Below are 20,560 nucleotides of genomic sequence, written 5' to 3' on the forward strand. Positions count from 1 at the left end.
ATGGGTACGACCTATCATGTTAAATGGGTTTCTGTTTCGGATAATACAGAGCAGGAACTGGCGCAAGGCGTATTGGCGCAACTGCAGCTTGTCGATAGGCTGATGTCGACCTACAAGCCCGAGTCGGAACTCAGCCGCTTTAATCAGTCTGCTCCGGGCGGCTGGTTTGACTTCTCGCCTGAAACCTATGAAGTGTTCCAAATTGCGCAGGGCGTCAGCGATATCAGTGGCGGGGCCTTTGATATTACGGTGGGCAAGCTGGTGAATCTGTGGGGGTTCGGCCCGGATCTTCGTCCAATCAAGATTCCGGATGAGGCCATGCTTTCCAGCGAGTTGTCCAATGTTGGCTACCAACACCTCAAATACCAGTCAGACGGGGAGAAAGTACTCAAAGAAACTGCGATGTACGTGGATTTGTCCGCCGTCGCCAAGGGGTACTCCGTCGATCTCGCGGCTAGATATCTGGAGTCGAAAGGCGTCACGGACTATTTGGTTGAAGTTGGCGGTGAAGTGATGCTGAGCGGACATAAGCCGGACGGCCAGCCATGGCGAATCGCCATAGAGTCTCCGGTAGTAGGAGAGCGGCGGACTCAGAATGTTCTGGAGTTGGATAGAGGGGCGGTTGCGACATCCGGCGATTACCGCAATTACTTCGAAGAGGACGGCGTACGCTACTCTCATACTATTGATCCCCGCACTGGTAAGCCGATTGGCCACAATTTAGCTTCTGTGACGGTTATTGACGATACGGTGGCGCGCGCGGACGCACTGGCGACTTCTTTTATGGTGATGGGGCCGGACCAAGGCATGGATGTTGCGGTCAAGAACGATATCGCCGTGTTGTTAATTGTTCGGCGAGACGGTAAGTTTGTAGAAGAACCGTCTCCTGCGTTTTTGAAGCGTATCAAACGATTGGAGGAGTAAAGCAATGTATGTATTTCTTGTTGTTTTTGGCGTAATGCTGCTCATCGTTTTGGCTATGTCCATAGGCGTCATCCTTGGTCGCAAACCTATTTCAGGTTCCTGTGGCGGCATGAGCGCACTGGGTATGGAAGTTGCCTGCGATATTTGTGGCGGCGATAAAAATAAGTGTGAAAAAGAAACGGAAGCCGCCAAGCAATCCCAAGCTCAGGCTGAGGAGCTTGCTTACGACGCCACCCGAAAGAAATAAGTCGCTTACCCTTAGTAATCCGCTGAATAGTGGTTTGCCATCCGTGGAGTAAGCCGACTGAGTTGTCGGATGCGGCGGCGCCCTCATCCGACCCTGCAAGACAAATAATCTATGATAATGAGTTCCCGTCAGACTGCCTGTAGCGGTCGCGATCCGGCGGGATGGGACTTCAGGAGACCGACAGCGCATGGCTGAATATCGTTATGATGTAGTTGTAATTGGCGCCGGGCCGGCTGGCGAAGGCGCGGCGATGAATGCTGCGAAGCACGGTAAACGCGTTGCAGTGATTGAAGATAAAAGCCAGGTTGGCGGCAATTGCACCCACATGGGGACAATTCCGTCGAAAGCGCTGCGACATGCGGTCAAGCAAATCATTCAGTTCAATACCAATACCATGTTTCGGGATATCGGAGAACCTCGTTGGTTTTCTTTTCCCAGAGTCCTGCAGAATGCTGAGCGAGTCATTGGCAAGCAGGTAAAAATTCGGACACAGTTTTATGCTCGCAATAGAGTGGACCTTTACCGCGGGCGCGCCAGTTTCATTGACGAAAACCGTATAGAGGTGCGAGGCGGCCTGAATGGTAAGGAAGTGTTGTACGGCAAGCAGATTGTCATCGCCACAGGTTCAAGACCCTATTTGCCGGAAGATGTGGACTTCACTCACCGTCGCGTATACAACAGCGACAGCATACTCAAGCTTAACCATACCCCTAGAACGCTGATTATATACGGGGCCGGCGTTATCGGGTGCGAGTACGCCTCTATCTTTGTCGGGTTGGGGGTGAAAGTGGATCTGATTAACCCCGGAGAGCGTTTGCTGTCTTTCCTTGATGGAGAAATTTCGGATGCGTTGAGTTATCACCTGCGAGACAACGGAGTATTGGTGCGTCATAACGAGCAATACGACAGTGTCGTCGGCGATGATCATGGCGTCGTGTTGACGATGAAATCCGGTAAGCGCATACGCGCGGATGCTTTCCTCTGGTGTAATGGCCGTACCGGCAACACGGATAACCTGGGGTTAGAGAATATTGGCCTGGAGCCGAATGCTCGTGGTCAGTTGGCTGTGGATAATCACTACCGCACCAAGATTCCGCATGTTTTTGCCGCAGGTGACGTGATCGGCTGGCCCAGTCTGGCGAGTGCGGCGTATGACCAGGGGCGCTCGGCCTCGTCCGAGATCGTGAAAGATGATTTCTTCCGCTTTATTACCGATGTGCCGACAGGGATTTATACGATTCCAGAGATTAGCTCGGTAGGACGGACAGAGGCGGAGCTGACGGAAGCCAAAGTGCCCTATGAAGTGGGACAGGCGTTTTTCAAAGATTTGGCTCGCGCACAGATTACTGGCGATACAGTGGGCATGCTGAAGCTGTTATTCCATCGTGAAACGATGGAGCTGCTTGGCATCCACTGCTTTGGCGATCAGGCTTCGGAGATTGTGCACATCGGTCAGGCCATCATGAATCAGCCGGGTGAACTGAATACTATTGAGTATTTTGTGAACACTACCTTTAATTACCCAACCATGGCGGAAGCCTATCGGGTTGCGGCGTTAAACGGTCTAAATCGCATATTCTGACAGGTTAAAGGCGAGGGGGCTCCCTTCGCCTTTAACCGTGGCCTGATTATTGGGCGTGAGTCAGATGCGGCTGCTGGGTCTTCAGGTATTTGAGAACATGGCAGGGATAGTCGGTGATCACGCTGTGCACGCCCAGCTCCTGCAGGCGTAACACGTCGGGGATCATATTCACCGTCCAGGTGGAGACTTCCAGTCCTGCTTTTCTGGCGTCCGTCATGAGCTCCTCGTCAGCCAGCTTGTAGTACAGCACCAGCATTCGACAATTTAGCTTGAGTGCGGTTTGTACCGGTCCCGGAAAACGCTTCTCTGCGACATATCCTGTTTCGATGGAGCTGTTCAGCCGTTTGATCTGTTGCAGCACCCAGGAGTTTGACGAAGTTACTAATACGCGGCCAAACAGCTTTTCATGCTGGATAAGCTCCACCAATCGATTGCAGAGTATATTCAATCTGGATTTGGTATCGGTTTTGATTTCCAGCTGTATCGACTGAAACTCAGGGCAGACCGCCAGTATGTCCTGTAGTGTGGGGACAGGGGCGGGTTCATGCCATGGCGGGACATGCAGCCCTGCGTTCAGGTCTCCCAGCTCGGCTGCGGTAAGCTCCGCCACTTTGGCGGCATGGCCGGTTGTGCGATTGGTGGTTTTGTCGTGAATAACCATTAAGTGGCCATCCTTGCTGAGCTGGAGATCCAGCTCAAAATTGCGGATGCCTTCCCGATAGGGGTGAACAAAGCCGGCGACTGTGTTTTCCGGCGCCTCGCCCTTGGCGCCCCGATGACCCACAATAATCATATTAAGTTTCCGCTAAACCAGTTTTTTATAGACTTGCTGACGTTTCAGATAGGTTTCTCTACACAGGTTCGCATCTTCCAAAAACAGTGGAAGATCCGGCAGAGTCAGGGCCTGAGGGCCATCCACCAGCGCTTTGGCTGGATGGGGGTGAAAATCCACCAGGACCATGTTTGCTCCGGCGATAATTCCCTGGGCTGTGGCGTGAGTGACTTCCAGAATCCCGTCAGGCGCGCGCTCGTGGTTGCCGACAGAATGAGAAGGGTCCACGCAGACGGGCATACGAGTAAGGCGCTTGATGACAGGAACGTGAGCGAAGTCGACCAGGTTGCGATGGGGTGCCCCGCCGTCAGTTTTCATGCCGCGCAAACAGAAAACGACATTGGCGTTGCCTTCGCTAGCCAGATATTCCGCTGCGTTCAGCGATTCGTTCAATGAGATGCCGAACCCTCTTTTCAGCAGTGCAGGGTATTCTTTCTGCCTGCCGATAGCTTTGAGAAGCTCAAAATTTTGCGTATTGCGGGTGCCGATCTGAAGCATGACGCCGGTCGGGCGACCTGTTTTCTCCAGGCACTCGTCAATCTCTTCAATGTGGCTCTCATGGGTGATCTCCATGGCGATGACTTTGATGTCGTACTTGCCAGCCAGTTCGAATACGTAAGGCAGGCAGTCTTTGCCGTGGCCTTGGAATGTGTAGGGGTTTGTGCGCGGTTTGTAAGCTCCCATGCGGGTGCATTGCTGCCCATTTTCCTTCAGGGCGCGCATCATCTCCTCGACATGAGCGGGATTGTCTACTGCGCAGAGACCGGCGAAAACGTGGAAACTCTCTTGGTCAAAAGTCAGGCCGTTGTAGTGAAAGCCGGTGGTGCGTTTGCTGTCCGAGTGGCGGCCGAGAATGCGATATTCTTCAGATATGCGTACGACGCGCTCAACAGCGGGTAGCGCCTCTAATTCTTCCGCATTGAGCTTCTTGGTGTCGCCAAGAAGGTAAATTTCCGTCAGCTTCTGCTGCTTGCCTTGAATCTCATGCACTTTGCTGGCGACGCCGGGAAGCGCGTCAATAAAGTTCAGGGTTTCTCTATAAGCTTCGGAGTTTATGTCGGTATCAGGGTGAAGAATGATCAGCATGACGGTTTCCTGAGGTAGGGATGGACTCTTGGGACGGACAGTGTCCGATGCACAGTATGACGCCGCTGGCTCCGCGGCGACATTCCTTAGGGCGTTTTGGTATTCTGCTGGCAGGATAAGCCCGCAGCGCGGCGTATTGCGAGCCTTTCTTGCCGCTTGCGCCAGTCGTGCCTGATTTTACGGCGCCACAAGTACTCGACGATTACGTAACCCAGTACGGAAAAGAAAAGTGCGCAAATGAACGAGCCGAAATAAAGCGGTAAACCGATTTGGTAGAGTTTCTCTCCAAGCCAGGCGAAACTAAGTTCAAACTCAAAATGCATCTTCGGCATGCCCAAAATGTGCGCGCCAACCAGATAATTGAAGTAAAAGATGGGCGGCATAGTGACGGGATTGCTGATCCATACCAAGGCGACGGCCAAGGGTAGGTTGCAATTCACCCAGACGGCGATGAAGGCGGCCACCACCATCTGAAAGGGCATGGGGATAAAGCTGCAGAATACGCCCACCAGCACGGCCTTGGATACGGCATGGCGGTTGATATGCCAGAGATTGGGCTCGTGTAAGATGTCGCCTAAAAAGTGCAGTGACTTGTTTTCTCTGAGCTTGTGTGGATTTGGCATCCACTTCTTGATGAAATCTTTAGGCATTTGCTGATTACAACCGCGTGAAAGTCGTATAGAGTGCTGCTCCGAAAAAAAGCCGCCATATATTAGAGTGTAATGTAAATTTAGGGAACAACCGATGCGCACATGGATGCTCGCGCTAATAGCCGGATGGCTGACTGTCTTTATATTTGGCCATCATTGGCTTTTATTCATCTCCCGTCACGTTTGGGTCTTCCCCTTAGTAAGTATTCTAGCCTTGCTGGGCGTCATTGCGGGGAGACTTAGCGGCCGAGGTCGCTATTATACCCCGGCATTGTTTCTGTTTGGGGTCATTTTCGCCGGAATTCGATTACAGATTATTGCGGAGCCCTTGCCTCAGTCTTTGCTTGGCGACACGTTGCAACTGCATGGCGAAGTATGCAGCCCCGTGCGCGCTGGCAATGTGCAGTCTTTTTCTTTCTGTGTCGCTGAAGCCCGCAGGAGCGGTGTTTTGTCGCCTGAGCTGGCGGGTAGAGTCGTACGCTTATCCTGTTACTACTGTGACATTGAGTTGCGTGAATCCGGACGCTATTCCCTGCAGGCGAAGTTAAAGGATATCAGGCCATTACAAAACTTTCATGATCCCTGGGCCTGGCAGAAACTTTGGAGGTCTGGTTTGTATGCGAGGGGCTCCATTGTTCAGGGGGCCGTTGAATCATGGGAAGTGGAGCGGGCTGAGGGGGTGATAGGGAGGCTGGCTGAGTTTCGGTCTCTGATTCGGGGGCAGGTTCGCTCGACATCGGAGCAGATGGCGCACCAGCGAAGTTTCTTGGCGCTATTTCTGGGGGCTCGCTCTGAGCTGAGCGAGTCGCAGTGGGATGTGCTGAGACAATCAGGGCTGACTCATCTATTGGTGATATCCGGCCTTCATATCGGGTTGATCGCGATTCTTTTTATGTTCGTCTTTCGCTGGGCGCTCTGTTGGCTTTCACGGCAATACGCCGACTGGATTGCGTGCGGCTTGACCATCATGACGATCCTTTCCTATGTGGCGTTGATTGATTATGGTCTGCCCGCGCTGCGAGCCGCGCTGGCAGTGTGCCTTGCATTGCTCCTGCTACGTTTGCGTCGCCGGGTATTGCCCTCAACCTTTTTCATTGCCGTTCTTTCAGTCAGTTTGCTATTGGACCCCCTTGCGCCGTGGAGTGCGGGTTTTTGGTTGTCCTTTGTGGCGGTTGGTCTACTATTCGCCGCTTTTGGTCACAGGCCGCTGCAGTCCCTCTCAAGATTTGGCGCGCTGTGGCGATCACAGATGGTGTTGACCATTGGTCTGGCGGGGCTGCTGGCGGTCAGCTTTCAGCAGATTCCAACGGCCGCGCCATTGGCGAACCTCATTGCAACTCCACTGATTACGCTGATTGTCGTGCCCTTGGGGCTTCTGGCTCTCGCTGGCTCATTGGTGTGGCCGTCAGGAGGCGAATTCCTGCTGCAGGCGACGGATGTTTGTTTGGAGGGATTCTGGAAGGTGGCTGATCTGGCGTCTTCGGGGCCCATGTTGCAGGCGCCATTGAGTGTGACGTTGGCGTCGACCAGTTTTATTCTTGTGGGACTTTGGGCCGCCGGGGCGATGCGAACGCCCGGCGCTGTGTGGTTTGTATGTTTGCTCGCACTGCTTGGCGTGGGGATGCGCGAGCGGGCTGAGACTGTCTGGTTTCGCTATACCGTGCTGGATGTAGGGCAGGGTTTGGCGTCGGTGGTAGAAAGTAGAGGAGAGGTTGCTTTATATGATGCCGGACCCGGTTCCGCCGATGGGTGGAGCGCCGGCTCTGCAATCGTTGGCCCTTATTTGCAATTCATCGGCGCCGCCGAGTTGAAATACGCCATCATCAGCCATGGCGATAGTGATCATGCTGGAGGGTGGGCTGAGGTCCGTTCGTCGTTCCCCGTCGCCGCTGTTTTGTCCGGGGAGCCGGAGAGGGTTCCTGGAAGTGGCGCTTGTGTCGCTGGCGCTGACTATCAAGTTGGTGCGGCGCGGATGAAGGTTCTGTGGCCTTCGCTGGAGGCGATGGATAAAGGGAATAATCGCTCCTGTGTGGTCCGCCTGACGGTGGGAAGTTGGTCGATTCTATTGACGGGAGATATCGAGGCGGCGGCGCAACGAAAGTTGCTGCTTTCAGCCAATGGCGAACTTGAAGCGGATATTATGGTGCTGCCTCATCACGGCAGTGCTTCGAGCTTCTTGCCTGAATTCATTTCCGCCGTGTCGCCTCGTGTTGTCATCGCCTCAGCGGGGTATCGCAACGCATTCGGTCATCCTCACAAGCTGGTGCGGGATTGGTTCGAGCGAAGGGATGTCATTTTTCATAATACGGCTCAGAGCGGCGCCGTCCGCGTACAGGTGAAAGAGGACGGCGGCCCCCTCAAACTGCAGTTTGGCGGACCCCAGGCGGAGGTTTCAATAGCCTTGGATAAGAATCGCTGATTCTGTGAACAACCCCGTGCTTTTAAAGAGTTAAGATTACTGACCAATAAGCTTTTGCTGTTACGGTTTGTTTATAGGCTGTGGTAAAGTATGGCAATTTTTTTGAGGAGACAGATGCGTGTACGAGTTGTTAAAGGCCGGCGGCTTGATAATGATCCCTATTTTGCTGTGTTCAGTGGTGGCTTTAGCGATCATTATTGAAAGATTCTGGACTCTGCGGCCGCAAAAAGTTGCGCCGCGCTCAATTGTTAACGATTTGATGGCGCGCCTTAAGAAAAAAGAACTTAATGGCAAAACCCTGAAAGACCTCCAACAGTCCACCCCCCTTGGGCGCGTTCTCGCAGCAGGTTTGATCAACGCCAAGCATGGCCGTGAGATCATGAAGGAAAGCATTGAAGAAGAGGCCAGCCATGTGGTGCATGAGCTGGAGCGCTTCCTGACGGCGCTGGGCTCCGTTGCGGCTATTGCTCCACTGTTGGGGCTGCTGGGGACGGTTATTGGCATGATTGACGTATTCGCTGAAATTCAAATTGCGGGTACGGGCAACACCCAGGCTCTGGCGGGCGGTATTTCAAAGGCGTTGATTACTACTGCGGTTGGTTTGACTATCGCTATTCCGGCATTGGTATGCCACCGTTACTTCCAGCGTCGCGTTGATGAGCTGGTGGTTGAGATGGAGCAGCAGGCGTTAAAACTGGTTGAAGTTGTACACGGCGATCGTGATGTCGACATGAGCGGAGTGAAAAGCAAGTGAAATTCCGGCGCCAATCCAGAGAAGAGTTGTCAGTAAACGTAACGCCTCTGATTGACGTTGTTTTCCTGCTGCTGATCTTCTTCATGGTCTCGACCACGTTCACCAAGGAAGCGCACTTGGCGGTGGAGCTGCCAAAGGCGTCAGGCGAAACGTCTGAGAGTCTGGTGGATCAAATCGAGGTCGTGATCAACAAAGACGGACAGTACACTGTCAATCAGCGCGTACTGATCAATAGTCAGATCGCCACCTTGAAAAGAGCGGTGGAGCAGTTGTCCAAGGGCAAAAATGATCTCCCGTTTATCGTTACGGCGGACGCCAAAACCCCGCACGAATATGTCGTTCGGGCCATGGATGTCGCCGGTCAGCTCGGGTATCAGAAGTTGAGCATCACCACTCAGCGCACTGAAGCCGAATAACGTTATCCTGACTAAGGGCTGACATGTCAAAAGTCGCAAAGCAGTATGCCGGCGCGCAAGTGTACGGCAGACTGCTGTCTTATTTGAAGCCGCTATGGAAAGTGTTCGCTTTGGCCGTGCTGGGCAACGTGGTATACGCCTTGGCCAGCGCAGCAATGGCGGACGCAACTAAATATATTGTTGCGGCGATCGAAACTCCAAGCCCGGAAGGGCGTCTTCTTGTTCCCATGCTGATCATTGGCATATTCGCCTTGCGTGGCCTGGGTTCATTTCTGGGTGGTTACTTCATGGCCAGGGTGGCGAGAGGCATCGTGCACCGTATGCGTCTGGAGTTGTTCCGCCATTTGACCGTGTTGCCCTGTCGCTTCTTTGACTCCAATTCGACCGGACACTTAGTTTCGCGCATCACCTATAACGTGGACCAAGTGACAGGCGCCGCCACCAATGCGATTACTGTCGTCTTGCGTGAAGGGTTCACCGTCATCGGGTTGATGGGGTATATGATCTACGTCAGCTGGAAGCTGACGCTTTTGTTTCTTGTTCTCGGTCCTATCATCGGTGTTCTCATCAGCTACGTCTCCAAGCGTTTTCGGCGCATCAGTCAACGCATACAGAGCAGTATGGGGGATGTGACGCACGTGGCCTCAGAATCTATTGGCGGGTATCGCGTCATGAGAACCTTTGGAGGCGAGGAATACGAGTTCAGTCGTTTTATGAAGGCCAGTGAATACAACATCGCCCAGGCGTTGAAGATGTCTTTAACCCAGGCCTTGTCCACGCCGATCATACAGCTGGTTATTTCCGTTTTTATCGCCTTATTGGTGTGGCTGGCGCTCAGCCCGGAAATACGCGGCAATATGAGCACAGGCGAGTTTTTAGCTTACATCACTGCGGCGACTACCTGCGCTAAGCCCATCAGGCAGCTGACGGAAGTTAATGCTGTCATCCAGCGGGGAATCTCCGCGGCGCAGGATGTGTTCATGCAGTTAGATCAGCCGACAGAAAAAGACGAAGGCGCTTTCGCGGCGGGACGAGTGCAAGGCCGGCTGGAGTTCAAAGGGCTGGGTTTCAGTTATGGCGATGAAGGCAGGCCTGCATTACAGGACATTAATCTCGTCATCGAGCCTGGAGAGACTGTCGCTCTGGTCGGACGCTCCGGTAGTGGTAAGTCGACTTTGGTCAGTCTTCTGCCTAGATTTTATGACTATGAGCAGGGCGAGATCCTGTTGGATGGGAAGCCGCTTAAGGACTTTACTCTGACCTCCTTGAGGCGACAAATTTCCATCGTGACTCAGCAGGTTATTCTATTTAACGATACGGTTACCAATAATATTGCCTATGGCGCGTTAGCTGACGCTACCTCAGAGCAAGTGCGGGAAGCTGCGAAATCCGCTGATGCGCTGAGCTTTATTGAACAGTTGGAGCAAGGATTTGATACGTTGCTGGGTGAAAACGGAACGCGCTTGTCCGGAGGTCAGCGGCAGCGGATGGTTATTGCCCGGGCGTTGTTGAAAGACTCGCCAATATTGATTCTGGATGAGGCCACTTCGGCGCTGGATACGCATGCAGAGCGCAATATACAAAGCGCTTTGGAAACCTTGATGAAAGGGCGCACTACGTTAGTGGTCGCGCATCGACTGTCGACTATAGAAAACGCAGACAAAATCGTGGTCATGGATCAGGGGCGCATTGTGGAAGTTGGCTCACACCGTGATTTGATTGAAAAAGATGGTGCTTACGCGGCTTTGCACAAGCTGCAATTCAGTGAAGCAAACGCATGAGCGCATGGATCGAGCGGGTCTGGTATGGAGGCTCGCGCTGGAAGTTTGTTCTATGGCCCTTGTCCTGGCTTTATTTGCTCATAGTGGCGATCAGAAAGACGATCTTTGCTTTGACGCAATCGAAGAGCGCTGAGTCTGAAGCGATTATGTTGCGCCCCCCGGTCATTGTTGTGGGCAACTTGACTGTAGGCGGCGCGGGTAAGACTCCGTTGGTGGTGGCGCTGGTGGAGTATTTTCAGCGTAGAGGATTGAGGCCCGGAGTGGTGAGTCGCGGCTATGGCGGTGAAAGCGATGTGTACCCGGTTCTGGTGGGTCGTAATCCAGATCCCGCAGTGACTGGCGATGAGCCCGCGTTGATTCATATGCGCACAGGCTGTCCGGTGGTGGTTGCGCCCAAGCGGGCGGAAGCCTTACGAAAATTGCTGGATGTCTACGATTGCGATGTGGTGATCAGCGATGATGGGCTGCAACATCTGGCGCTGCCTCGCGATATGGAGATTGTGGTAGTGGATGCGCAACGAGGCTGGGGAAATGGACTTTGTCTTCCCGCTGGCCCCTTGCGGGAGCCAGTAAGGCGTGTGCAGTCAGTCGATCTGGTTGTCAGTAATGGTCTGCATGCGCAAGTGAGTGCGGATTACACAATGCAATTGCGCCCCGTACGCTGGAAAAAAGTCTCAGGCGGCGAAGAAAAAAGTGCGAGTCATTTTGCCGGGCGGACTGCGCATGCCGTCGCCGCAATTGGCAATCCGGGGCGTTTTTTCGCCACGCTGGCGGATCTGGAAGTGGCCTCCATTCAGCATGCATTCCCCGATCATTACAGTTACGTCCGGAAGGATATAGAATTCAACGATGATCTTCCCGTTTTGATGACGGAGAAAGATGCGGTCAAGTGTAAGTCGTTTAATCTTGAAAACGCCTGGTACCTGGAAGTTGGCGCGGAACTTAACTCTGCGTTTTATGAGAAGATCGGCGCCAGGCTAAACGAATTGCGGAGTCAAAAAATAGATGGATAAAAAACTATTGGCCATTCTTGCCTGTCCGGTTTGCAAAGGCGACTTAAAGTATGATCGTGAAAAGCAGGAGTTGATTTGTAAGAACGACGGCATGGCTTTTCCTATTCGCGACGGCATTCCGGTAATGCTTGAAAAAGAGGCGCGCACGCTGACTACTGATGAGCGGCTAAGCTGATATGAGTGCTTTCACTGTCATTATTCCCGCCCGCTATGGTTCCTCCAGGTTGCCGGGAAAGCCTTTGCTGGATATCGCCGGCAAGCCTATGGTTGCGCATGTTCATGACAGGGCGCGGGAGAGTCTGGCCAAGCATATTTATGTTGCTACGGATGATTCGAGAATTGCCGAGGCGGTAGAAAGTTTCGGCGGTTCTGTACTGATGACGCGAGTGGATCACCCTTCTGGTACAGATCGCTTGGCTGAGTGTGCGGAGATCCTTGGGTTGGACGATGATGAAATCGTGGTCAACGTGCAAGGAGATGAGCCGATGCTGCCTGCGCAGCTTATTTCCCAGGTCGCCAATAACCTGGCGGCGAATCCGCAGGCGGGAATCGCCACGCTGTGTGAGAGGATTCATGACAGGGAGACCCTGTTCAATCCCAATGCCGTCAAAGTGGTGAAAAGTGAAGCTGGCATGGCGCTGTACTTTTCCCGGGCGCCAATCCCCTGGGCGCGAGACTATTTCGGCGACGCTGCCGCGGGCTTGCCCCCCACTTACGATTTCTATCGTCATATTGGCGTTTATGCCTATCGGGTCGGTTTTTTGCGCGACTACGTGTCATGGGGCAGTTGTCCTTTAGAAGGCATTGAAAGTCTGGAGCAGTTGCGCGCTATGTGGAAAGGGGTTCCCATTCATGTGGATGTGGTGGCGAAGGCCCCCCCGGCGGGTGTGGATACTGAGGCGGATCTGCAACGGGTTCGCGCAATAATGGCCGGGAAGTCATGATCAATATTCTGTTTGTGTGTATGGGGAATATCTGTCGTTCGCCTACTGCTCATGGTGTGTTTGAGGCGTATCTGAAGCGGGCGGATTTAATGGGGCGTGTGGCGGTGGACTCCGCCGGTACTGGCGGCTGGCACGCCGGCGAATCGCCTGATCGACGCGCTCGTGAGTTTGCGGGTAAGCGCGGTTACTCCCTTGATCACATTCGGGCGCGCCAAGTGACTCCGGAAGATTTTGAGCGGTTTGATCTGGTGTTGGCGATGGACCGGGATAATCTTTCGCACCTGCAGAACATGTGTCCCCAAAAGCATCAGGAAAAAGTGAAACTGTTTTTGAGCTTTGCTTCCGCCAGCGATGAGCGTGAAGTGCCGGACCCATATTACGGAGGCCCACAAGGCTTTGAGCATGTATTGGATCTTGTGGAAGACACCTGCGAGGGGTTGATTGAGTATGTTCGCGAGGAGCTAAGTCGTCGTGACTGACATGCAGTGGGAAGTCGGTGCGGATCTAACGGCTCGCCATACCATGGGTTGCCCTGCACGCGGGCTGCGCATGGTCGCTGTTGCGGATATTGGCGAGATACGTTGCGCGTTGGCGGAGCTGAAGTCGACGTCTTTGCCAATATTTGTGCTCGGGGGCGGCAGTAACGTCGTTTTCACCAGTGATTTCCCTGGCGTTGTGATCAAAATGGAGAATCGAGGCGTCAGCGTGGACGCTTCTGATTGTCATGGCGATATTGTGAGAGTAGGCGCAGGGGAAAACTGGCATGAGTTTGTCTGGTGGACGCTGGAGCGAGGATATGTGGGGCTGGAGAATCTGGCTCTGATCCCGGGTACGGTAGGCGCTGCGCCCATTCAGAACATTGGCGCCTATGGTGTGGAGCTAAAGGATCGCTTGTACTCGGTGCGGGCGATTCATATGGAGACGTTGGAAGAAAGAGAATTTGCTCTTTCTGATTGCTGCTTTGGTTATCGCGATAGCTTCTTTAAGTCCGAACAGGGAAAGAAGTGGCTGATTTGGGAAGTTGCATTCAGGTTGTCCGCTGAGACTCCTTTGGTGCTTGAATATGCGGAGCTAAAGCGACGCTGGGAGTCAGCCGGGAGCGAGGAAAGCGCTCCTTCAGTCGCCAGGCTGGTGGCGGCCATTAGAGAGGAAAAGTTGCCGAATCCCGCGCAGGTTCCCAACTCCGGAAGCTTCTTTAAGAATCCTGTGGTGTCGAAAGAGCATTTTCTGGCGCTGAATGAAAGCTTTCCGGATATTGTGTCTTTTCCGCTTGCGGACGGTTCCCGGAAATTAGCTGCTGGATGGCTGATTCAGGCTTGTGGCTGGAAAGGCTATTTGGAGGATGGAGTGGGTGTTTATCCGAAGCAGTCCTTGGTTCTTATTAATCCTGGCCATAAACCCGGGAGTGAAGTGAAATCGTTGGCTTCCAGAATACAGGCTTCCGTTATGGAGCGTTTTGGAGTGTCTTTGGAAATTGAGCCTCAAATTTTGTAAACAATCTGCCCGACACTGACTTGTCGTCGAATCTGTCCGAGTCGCCCCTTCCTGCTTTTCTTATTTTTATGTTGCGTTAATCGTTCGGCGTTAGTGCTCGGACTCTCTTCACAGTGGTGAGGGCTGCGTTCTTACTTGATTCCAGGTGATTGAAATATATAAATATATTTTTTCAATTTCCTACCTCTTACCCTGACGGGCAAATCAGCGCCAAGTCTAAGGGCATTCCGCTATTGTAAAATTAGTCCAGAATCACTCTTTTTCTTTGTTGGCAAAATTGTTTACAATCCTGTGGCGCGCGTTTGTGTGGTTAGCGCTTGAGCGTTCATTGGCGGAGAATTGTAAACAATATGGCTGCACCTGATTCCAGAACTCTTGCTGACCAGGCGTTTGAGCGTCTGCAGACCGCTATTGTTAAAGGGGATATCAGGGCGGGAGAAAAGATTAGTGAAGCCGAGCTTTCCGCAAAATTTGGCTACGGTAGGGGCCCCCTGAGAGAGGCTTTGCACAGACTTGAGGGGCGAGGGCTTATCGTTCGTAAAGCTCACTCCGGGGCTAGAGTGGTGGCGCTGACCTTTGAGGAGCTGATTGAGTTGTATGAGGTGCGTGAATCCCTGGAGGGGATGGCTATTCGACTGGCGGCGGAGCGTATGCCTCAAGAAGAAATAGATGACTTGAAGCGTCTGATGGACATCCATGCAGAGCAAATCAAGGAAGAGAGGGGGCTCGCCTATTACCAAAAGGAAGGCGACTTCGATTTTCATTTTCGAATTATATCCGGCAGTAAAAACCGCAAGCTCAGCAACATGCTGACAGGCGAGTTGTATCACTTGCTGAGGTTGTATCGATACCGCCTCAGCACATTCAGCGGTCGCCCTGAAAGGGCGTTTCACGAGCACTGGCGAATTATTGAAGCTCTTGAAGAGCGAGACGGCGATCTGGCTGAACTCTTGATGCGGCGGCATATTTCCGCTGCACGTAACAATTTAATCAAGAAGTACCGCGACGGGGAGTTGCAGCTTTAATCAGCTGTATAACGCTCGTCTCATACTGGTATGCAACAGGGGGTATTTATGTCTGCAGGACGTCGCTTTCGCAAAGCGCTAGAAGATAACCAGCCGCTGCAAATTGTCGGCGCGATTAACGCCTACTGCGCAATGATGGCGGAAAGAGTCGGGCATCAGGCCATCTATTTATCCGGTGGCGGTGTGGCGAATGCGTCATTTGGTCTTCCAGACTTGGGGATGACCAGCATGAATGACGTTCTAGAGGATGTGAGGAGAATTACAGCCGCTTCTGAATTGCCTTTACTGGTTGATATCGACACCGGATGGGGGGGCGCTTTCAATATCGGTCGAACCGTAAAGGAGATGATTCGAGCTGGTGCGGCGGCGGTGCATATTGAAGATCAGGTGGCGCAAAAACGCTGCGGGCACAGGCCTAATAAAGAGATCGTCAGCCAGGAAGAAATGGTGGATCGGATAAAGGCTGCGGCGGATGCGCGCACGGATAAAGATTTCTTCATTATGGCTCGAACGGATGCGTTTGCTCAGGAAGGGTTGCAGGCGGCGATTGATCGCGCGGGCGTCTGTCTGGAGGCTGGCGCTGATGGCATCTTCGCCGAAGCAGTGACGGAGCTGGAGCATTATCAGGCTTTTTCGGACGCATTGAGCGCGCCGATTCTGGCCAACATTACTGAGTTTGGGCAAACCCCGCTGTACAACAAGTCTGAGTTGGCTTCTGTGGGCGTAGCGATGGTTTTATATCCGTTGAGCGCTTTCAGGGCGATGAATCGCGCAGCCTTGAACGTATATGAAAGTATTCTAAGAAAGGGGGATCAGAAGGAAGTGGTCGACTCCATGCAGACCCGTATGGAGCTATACGATTTTCTGGGGTATCACGATTACGAAAAGAAACTGGATGCGCTGTTTGCGGCGGGAAAAAACAAATAATTCAAAAGTCGCTGCAAGCATTGGGGTTCCGCTTTGGCGGAACTCTTAAAACAGTCTGATGCAAGAGGAGAATTAGCAATGGCGGAAAAAAATATTGGAGGCGCTGGTCTGAGAGGTCAGGTCGCAGGGCAGACGGCGTTATGCACAGTGGGTCAGTCAGGGCATGGTTTGACCTATCGGGGGTACGGGATTGAGGTCCTTGCCGATAAGGCTGAATTTGAGGAGGTGGCCTATTTGCTGCTGCGAGGCAAATTGCCTAACCAGGCGGAATTGGATGCGTATAAAGCGAAGCTGAAATCGCTGCGTTCGCTGCCCCAGGCTTTGAAAGAAGTGTTGGAGCGTATTCCAGCTGGCGCGCACCCTATGGACGTGATGAGAAGCGGCTGCTCTATGTTGGGCGTGCTGGAGACTGAAGCGGACTTCTCGCAGCAGGACGATCATATAGATCGTATGCTGGCGCTATTCCCGTCCATTATCTGTTACTGGTATCGCTTCAGTCGGGGGGGCGTGCGTATTGAAACGGAAACGGATGACGATTCTATAGGCGCGCACTTTCTACACATGTTGCACGGACGTAAGCCTGATGCTTTGCATGAGAAGGTGATGCACGCCTCTCTCATTTTGTACGCGGAGCATGAGTTTAATGCGTCCACCTTTACTGCGCGGGTGTGTGCTTCAACATTGTCGGACATCCACTCCTGTATTACTGGCGCGATTGGTTCCCTGCGCGGCCCCTTACATGGCGGCGCCAATGAGGCGGCCATGGCGATGATTGAGAAGTTCAAAAGCCCCGAGGATGCGGAAGAGCAGGTTATGGGCATGCTGGAGCGTAAAGAGAAAATCATGGGCTTCGGGCACGCCATCTATCGTGAATCCGATCCCCGCAACGCCATCATTAAGAAATGGGCGCAAAAGCTGTCGGAAGAAGTGGGCGACAAAGTGCTGTATCCCGTATCCGCTCGCTGTGAAGAAGTCATGTGGCGTGAGAAAAAACTATTCTGCAATGCGGACTTTTTCCACGCTTCCGCCTATCACTTCATGGGCATTCCCACCGAATTGTTTACGCCGATATTTGTTATGTCGCGCCTGACTGGCTGGGCTGCGCATGTTAAAGAGCAGCGTGAGAACAATCGCATCATTCGGCCCTCGGCGGACTATACCGGTCCGGAATCCGCTGAATGGACTCCGATTGAGCAGCGTCATTAATACGAATAACCAAGTTGAGGAAGAAAGAGAATGGGTGCGAATGTAGATCTGAATGATCGTCCTGATTATGACAAGGTCATTCAGGACATTGCCGACTATGTATTGAACTTCAAAATCGAATCCCAGGAAGCGTTGGATACAGCAAGAAACTGCTTGATGGACACCCTGGGATGCGGCCTGCTGGCGCTGAGATTCCCTGAGTGCGCCAAGCACTTGGGGCCGATTGTAGAGGGTACCGTAGTGCCTAATGGCGCTCGCGTTCCAGGTACGCAATTCCGTTTGGACCCTGTTAAGGCGGCATGGGATATCGGCTGCATTATTCGTTGGTTGGACTACAACGATACTTGGCTGGCGGCGGAGTGGGGGCACCCGTCCGACAATCTGGGCGGAATTCTGGCGGTGGCGGATTATTTGTCTCAGAAGCGCGTAGCAGCGGGTAAAGAGCCCCTGACAATGCGGGATGTCTTGGAAGCCATGATCATGGCCCATGAAATCCAGGGTGTCATCGCCCTGGAGAACAGCTTCAACCGTGTGGGGCTGTGCCATGTGCTATTGGTGCGCATTGCTTCCACCGCTGTGGTGACCAAGCTGAAAGGCGGAAATAGAGAGCAGATTATGGCGGCGGTTTCGCAGGCCTGGGTGGATGGCTCGTCATTGCGAACGTATCGCCATGCGCCGAATGCTGGTTCGCGTAAGTCCTGGGCGGCGGGTGATGCGACATCCCGGGCGGTGCGCCTGGCCGATATCAGTATGCGCGGAGAGATGGGCGTCCCTGGCGTTCTGACGGCGCCGCAGTGGGGCTTCTATGACGTGTCCTTTAGCAAGACCGTAGCCGATCAAAAAGTAAAAGCGCCCGAAGAGCGGGTGTTTAAGTTCCAGAGAGACTACGGCTCATACGTGATGGAAAACGTACTGTTCAAGATCTCTTTCCCTGCGGAATTCCATTCTCAAACAGCGGCGGAGGCGGCTGTTACACTGTATCCTCAGGTTAAAGACCGGTTGCAGGACATCGATAAAATCGTCATTACGACCCACGAATCCGCAATTCGTATTATTTCCAAAGTTGGCCCTCTGGCGAATGCGGCGGACCGCGATCACTGTCTGCAATACATGACGGCAGTGCCCTTGGCGTTTGGTAATCTGGTGGCGGAGCATTATGAGGATGATTTCCATGCGTCGAACCCGATTATCGATGAGCTGCGCAACAAAATGGAAATTGTAGAGGATAAGCGCTATAGCCGGGAGTATCACGAGCCGGATAAGCGTTCAATCGCCAATGCGCTGCAGGTGTTCTTTAAAGACGGAACATCTACGGATAAGGTTGAGGTGGAGTACCCAATTGGGCATCGTCGTCGTCGCGAGGAAGGTATTCCTTTGCTGGAGAAAAAATTCCGCGCCAATCTGGCGACGCGTTTCCCCGGTAAACGCTGCGAGGATATATTTGCTCTGTGTAAAGATCAGAAGAAGCTGGAGACGACTCCCGTTAACGAGTTTATGGACCTGTTCGTTATCTGATGCTTGTGATCTGACGCTCTCTTTTTCATTTGGGCGGCGTAAAAAATAAAAAAGCGCGGATATCCGCGCTTTTTTATTGTTCAGTTTCTGGTTGGCCCTACAGGCGTCCATCCACCGAGTCTTTGGGGAGAACATACTTGACGTCGAAGAGGACGTGGTTGTCCTTGCCGAGTTTACGGATATTTTCTATTCCCATATCTTTAAACTGCTTATGAGCCACGGTGAGAATAATGGCGTCATAATGGTTTGCTTTCAGTTCTGGAATAACGCGAATGCTATATTCGTGCTCCGCTTCCGCAGGGCTGGCCCAGGGGTCGTAGACATCGACGTTGGCGTTGTATGACTCAAAGGCGCTGATAACGTCAACCACGCGAGTGTTGCGGATATCGGGGCAGTTCTCCTTGAACGTTAATCCCAATACGAGGATGTTGGATTCAGCAACATGCAACTTGCGTTGCGTCATCATACGAATGACGCGTTCCGCTACGTGTTCGCCCATGCCGTCGTTAATGCGTCGACCGGATAAGATGATTTCTGGGTGATGGCCGACCGCCTGGGCTTTGTAAGTGAGGTAGTAGGGGTCGACGCCGATGCAGTGTCCGCCAACCAGGCCGGGGCGGAAGGGAAGAAAATTCCACTTGGTGCCGGCGGCTTCCAATACTTCTAAGGTGTCGATGCCAAGCTTTTCGAAAATCAGTGACAGTTCATTGATCAGGGCGATATTGACGTCGCGCTGCGTGTTTTCGATGACCTTGGCTGCTTCCGCCACTTTGATGCTGCTTGCTTTGTGGGTGCCAGCGATAATGATGGAGGCATAGAGTTCGTCTACATACTGAGCGATCTCCGGCGTTGAGCCGGAGGTTACCTTCAGGATGTTGATGACTCGATGCTCTTTATCCCCAGGGTTGATGCGTTCGGGGCTGTAGCCGGCGAAAAAGTCCTGGTTGAACTTCAGGCCAGAGACTTCTTCAAGTATTGGAACGCAGACTTCTTCTGTTGCGCCAGGATAAACGGTGGATTCGTAAATGACGATGTCATCTTTTTTCAGTACTTTTCCGATTGTGCGGCTGGCTGATTGTAAAGGGCTTAGATCGGGAGTCTTGAAGTCGTCGATAGGCGTTGGAACGGTGACGATGTAAACATTACAGGATTGTATATCTTCAAGTTTATTGCTGTAGGAAAGTTTATTGGCTTCAGCAAGCAGTTCGGGTTCCACTTCCAATGTGCTGTCTTTACCGGATTTCAGCTCCTCAATACGGGCGGCGTTAATGTCAAAGCCTACAGTAGAGAACTTCTTGCCGAACTCTACGGCTAGCGGCAGGCCAACATAACCCAGGCCCACAACTGCAATTTTTGCGCTCCTCAAATCTGTCATTGGAAACCCTTTAGCGAGATAGTAGTAGTATTTTATTTAAAAAATCGAACTATAATGAGCGTCCGTCGTTAGACGGTCTCCTCGGAAGCCCTTGGCAATTCCTTGGACACTCAGGAAACAGCCCGCGCATCCAGTGTTGGATCATGCGCTGAAGGCTAAATCATTCAAGACTTCGTTTGGAGTAATCCGCGCATATCGAATTTTGCGGAAATATCAAGCGAACTCTTGAGAAATTTAGCCAAAGCGCGTCGCCGCGCAAGTATATCGGAAAATACGCGCCAAGATATTTGAATTTAGTTTAACAATACTCTTTTGTATTTGCTTAACTTAAGTTGTCCATAAAAATCTGATAGCATGAGCGGCCCTCAAG

Annotated in this window: 20 protein-coding genes; 16 read left to right on the forward strand and 4 right to left on the reverse strand. The window is 52.6% G+C overall.

Annotation, left to right across the window (positions count from 1 at the left end; genetic code table 11):
• The 3 genes from AC2IBB_RS14055 (at nucleotide 1) to sthA (ending at nucleotide 2,753) form a co-directional block, all read left to right on the forward strand.
• Nucleotides 1-924 carry an FAD:protein FMN transferase gene (locus AC2IBB_RS14055; RefSeq protein ID WP_486333463.1) on the forward strand — a complete coding sequence of 308 codons (924 nt, stop codon included), beginning with the start codon at nucleotides 1-3 and terminating at the stop codon, nucleotides 922-924.
• A 4-nt stretch (nucleotides 925-928) separates the two neighbouring features.
• Complete coding sequence (nqrM, locus tag AC2IBB_RS14060; protein ID WP_486333464.1) at nucleotides 929-1,171, forward strand: (Na+)-NQR maturation NqrM; 243 nt, start codon at nucleotides 929-931, stop codon at nucleotides 1,169-1,171.
• A gap of 187 nt (nucleotides 1,172-1,358) precedes the next feature.
• Complete coding sequence (gene sthA, locus AC2IBB_RS14065; protein ID WP_486333465.1) at nucleotides 1,359-2,753, forward strand: Si-specific NAD(P)(+) transhydrogenase; 1,395 nt, start codon at nucleotides 1,359-1,361, stop codon at nucleotides 2,751-2,753.
• A gap of 46 nt (nucleotides 2,754-2,799) precedes the next feature.
• Here the strand turns inward: sthA and AC2IBB_RS14070 are convergent, their stop codons facing one another.
• The 3 genes from AC2IBB_RS14070 to AC2IBB_RS14080 all read right to left on the reverse strand — a co-directional run bounded on the left by AC2IBB_RS14070 (nucleotide 2,800) and on the right by AC2IBB_RS14080 (nucleotide 5,321).
• Complete coding sequence (locus tag AC2IBB_RS14070) at nucleotides 2,800-3,546, reverse strand: glycerophosphodiester phosphodiesterase (RefSeq protein ID WP_486333466.1); 747 nt, start codon at nucleotides 3,544-3,546, stop codon at nucleotides 2,800-2,802.
• 12 nt (nucleotides 3,547-3,558) lie between these two features.
• The gene (locus tag AC2IBB_RS14075; protein WP_486333467.1) at nucleotides 3,559-4,671 is read right to left on the reverse strand and encodes a 3-deoxy-7-phosphoheptulonate synthase; all 1,113 of its coding nucleotides are present in this window, start codon (nucleotides 4,669-4,671) and stop codon (nucleotides 3,559-3,561) included.
• A gap of 86 nt (nucleotides 4,672-4,757) precedes the next feature.
• Complete coding sequence (locus AC2IBB_RS14080) at nucleotides 4,758-5,321, reverse strand: DUF2062 domain-containing protein (protein ID WP_486333468.1); 564 nt, start codon at nucleotides 5,319-5,321, stop codon at nucleotides 4,758-4,760.
• Between the two features lie 94 nt (nucleotides 5,322-5,415).
• Between AC2IBB_RS14080 and AC2IBB_RS14085 the strand changes: the two genes are divergently transcribed.
• From AC2IBB_RS14085 to prpD, 13 genes are all read left to right on the forward strand, one after another.
• Nucleotides 5,416-7,740, forward strand: coding sequence for a DNA internalization-related competence protein ComEC/Rec2 (locus AC2IBB_RS14085; RefSeq protein ID WP_486333469.1), 2,325 nt, complete (start codon nucleotides 5,416-5,418; stop codon nucleotides 7,738-7,740).
• Between the two features lie 118 nt (nucleotides 7,741-7,858).
• On the forward strand, nucleotides 7,859-8,494 hold the full coding sequence (locus tag AC2IBB_RS14090) for a MotA/TolQ/ExbB proton channel family protein (RefSeq protein ID WP_305905692.1): 636 nt from the start codon (nucleotides 7,859-7,861) through the stop codon (nucleotides 8,492-8,494).
• Complete coding sequence (locus AC2IBB_RS14095; protein WP_486333470.1) at nucleotides 8,491-8,910, forward strand: ExbD/TolR family protein; 420 nt, start codon at nucleotides 8,491-8,493, stop codon at nucleotides 8,908-8,910. The genes AC2IBB_RS14090 and AC2IBB_RS14095 overlap by 4 nt, the downstream gene beginning before the upstream one ends.
• A gap of 23 nt (nucleotides 8,911-8,933) precedes the next feature.
• Complete coding sequence (gene msbA / locus AC2IBB_RS14100; RefSeq protein WP_486333471.1) at nucleotides 8,934-10,691, forward strand: lipid A export permease/ATP-binding protein MsbA; 1,758 nt, start codon at nucleotides 8,934-8,936, stop codon at nucleotides 10,689-10,691.
• A complete protein-coding gene (lpxK, locus tag AC2IBB_RS14105; RefSeq protein ID WP_486333472.1) occupies nucleotides 10,688-11,704 on the forward strand; it encodes a tetraacyldisaccharide 4'-kinase in 1,017 nt (338 codons plus the stop codon). Before msbA ends, lpxK begins: the two co-directional genes overlap by 4 nt.
• Nucleotides 11,697-11,879 carry a Trm112 family protein gene (locus tag AC2IBB_RS14110; protein WP_486333473.1) on the forward strand — a complete coding sequence of 61 codons (183 nt, stop codon included), beginning with the start codon at nucleotides 11,697-11,699 and terminating at the stop codon, nucleotides 11,877-11,879. The genes lpxK and AC2IBB_RS14110 overlap by 8 nt, the downstream gene beginning before the upstream one ends.
• A 1-nt stretch (nucleotide 11,880) precedes the next feature.
• Nucleotides 11,881-12,648: a 3-deoxy-manno-octulosonate cytidylyltransferase gene (kdsB, locus tag AC2IBB_RS14115; protein WP_486333474.1), complete on the forward strand. Its 768-nt coding sequence runs from the start codon at nucleotides 11,881-11,883 to the stop codon at nucleotides 12,646-12,648.
• Entirely contained in the window at nucleotides 12,645-13,127 is a 483-nt protein-coding gene (locus tag AC2IBB_RS14120) for a low molecular weight protein-tyrosine-phosphatase (protein ID WP_486333475.1), read from the forward strand. Before kdsB ends, AC2IBB_RS14120 begins: the two co-directional genes overlap by 4 nt.
• Before the next feature lies 1 nt (nucleotide 13,128).
• A complete protein-coding gene (gene murB, locus AC2IBB_RS14125) occupies nucleotides 13,129-14,142 on the forward strand; it encodes a UDP-N-acetylmuramate dehydrogenase (protein WP_486333960.1) in 1,014 nt (337 codons plus the stop codon).
• Nucleotides 14,143-14,492: 350 nt separating this feature from the next.
• A complete protein-coding gene (locus AC2IBB_RS14130) occupies nucleotides 14,493-15,167 on the forward strand; it encodes a GntR family transcriptional regulator (RefSeq protein WP_486333476.1) in 675 nt (224 codons plus the stop codon).
• A gap of 48 nt (nucleotides 15,168-15,215) precedes the next feature.
• Nucleotides 15,216-16,094 carry a methylisocitrate lyase gene (gene prpB, locus AC2IBB_RS14135; RefSeq protein ID WP_486333477.1) on the forward strand — a complete coding sequence of 293 codons (879 nt, stop codon included), beginning with the start codon at nucleotides 15,216-15,218 and terminating at the stop codon, nucleotides 16,092-16,094.
• Between the two features lie 78 nt (nucleotides 16,095-16,172).
• On the forward strand, nucleotides 16,173-17,300 hold the full coding sequence (gene prpC, locus AC2IBB_RS14140; protein ID WP_486333478.1) for a bifunctional 2-methylcitrate synthase/citrate synthase: 1,128 nt from the start codon (nucleotides 16,173-16,175) through the stop codon (nucleotides 17,298-17,300).
• 30 nt (nucleotides 17,301-17,330) lie between these two features.
• Nucleotides 17,331-18,815, forward strand: coding sequence for a 2-methylcitrate dehydratase (prpD, locus tag AC2IBB_RS14145; RefSeq protein WP_486333479.1), 1,485 nt, complete (start codon nucleotides 17,331-17,333; stop codon nucleotides 18,813-18,815).
• A 97-nt stretch (nucleotides 18,816-18,912) separates the two neighbouring features.
• Here prpD and tviB read toward each other — a convergent pair whose 3' ends face one another.
• The gene (gene tviB / locus AC2IBB_RS14150; RefSeq protein ID WP_486333480.1) at nucleotides 18,913-20,190 is read right to left on the reverse strand and encodes a Vi polysaccharide biosynthesis UDP-N-acetylglucosamine C-6 dehydrogenase TviB; all 1,278 of its coding nucleotides are present in this window, start codon (nucleotides 20,188-20,190) and stop codon (nucleotides 18,913-18,915) included.
• Nucleotides 20,191-20,560: the final 370 nt, after the last annotated feature.

Source organism: Hahella sp. NS-SX17 (genome assembly GCF_057367735.1).

Coding starts and splice junctions, on each gene's coding strand:
- AC2IBB_RS14055 (WP_486333463.1), top strand. CDS start 1: ATGGGTACGACCTATCATGTTAAATGGGTTTCTGTTTCGGATAATACA.
- nqrM (WP_486333464.1), top strand. CDS start 929: ATGTATGTATTTCTTGTTGTTTTTGGCGTAATGCTGCTCATCGTTTTG.
- sthA (WP_486333465.1), top strand. CDS start 1,359: ATGGCTGAATATCGTTATGATGTAGTTGTAATTGGCGCCGGGCCGGCT.
- AC2IBB_RS14070 (WP_486333466.1), bottom strand. CDS start 3,546: ATGATTATTGTGGGTCATCGGGGCGCCAAGGGCGAGGCGCCGGAAAAC.
- AC2IBB_RS14075 (WP_486333467.1), bottom strand. CDS start 4,671: ATGCTGATCATTCTTCACCCTGATACCGACATAAACTCCGAAGCTTAT.
- AC2IBB_RS14080 (WP_486333468.1), bottom strand. CDS start 5,321: ATGCCTAAAGATTTCATCAAGAAGTGGATGCCAAATCCACACAAGCTC.
- AC2IBB_RS14085 (WP_486333469.1), top strand. CDS start 5,416: ATGCGCACATGGATGCTCGCGCTAATAGCCGGATGGCTGACTGTCTTT.
- msbA (WP_486333471.1), top strand. CDS start 8,934: ATGTCAAAAGTCGCAAAGCAGTATGCCGGCGCGCAAGTGTACGGCAGA.
- lpxK (WP_486333472.1), top strand. CDS start 10,688: ATGAGCGCATGGATCGAGCGGGTCTGGTATGGAGGCTCGCGCTGGAAG.
- AC2IBB_RS14110 (WP_486333473.1), top strand. CDS start 11,697: ATGGATAAAAAACTATTGGCCATTCTTGCCTGTCCGGTTTGCAAAGGC.
- kdsB (WP_486333474.1), top strand. CDS start 11,881: ATGAGTGCTTTCACTGTCATTATTCCCGCCCGCTATGGTTCCTCCAGG.
- AC2IBB_RS14120 (WP_486333475.1), top strand. CDS start 12,645: ATGATCAATATTCTGTTTGTGTGTATGGGGAATATCTGTCGTTCGCCT.
- murB (WP_486333960.1), top strand. CDS start 13,129: ATGCAGTGGGAAGTCGGTGCGGATCTAACGGCTCGCCATACCATGGGT.
- AC2IBB_RS14130 (WP_486333476.1), top strand. CDS start 14,493: ATGGCTGCACCTGATTCCAGAACTCTTGCTGACCAGGCGTTTGAGCGT.
- prpB (WP_486333477.1), top strand. CDS start 15,216: ATGTCTGCAGGACGTCGCTTTCGCAAAGCGCTAGAAGATAACCAGCCG.
- prpC (WP_486333478.1), top strand. CDS start 16,173: ATGGCGGAAAAAAATATTGGAGGCGCTGGTCTGAGAGGTCAGGTCGCA.
- prpD (WP_486333479.1), top strand. CDS start 17,331: ATGGGTGCGAATGTAGATCTGAATGATCGTCCTGATTATGACAAGGTC.
- tviB (WP_486333480.1), bottom strand. CDS start 20,190: ATGACAGATTTGAGGAGCGCAAAAATTGCAGTTGTGGGCCTGGGTTAT.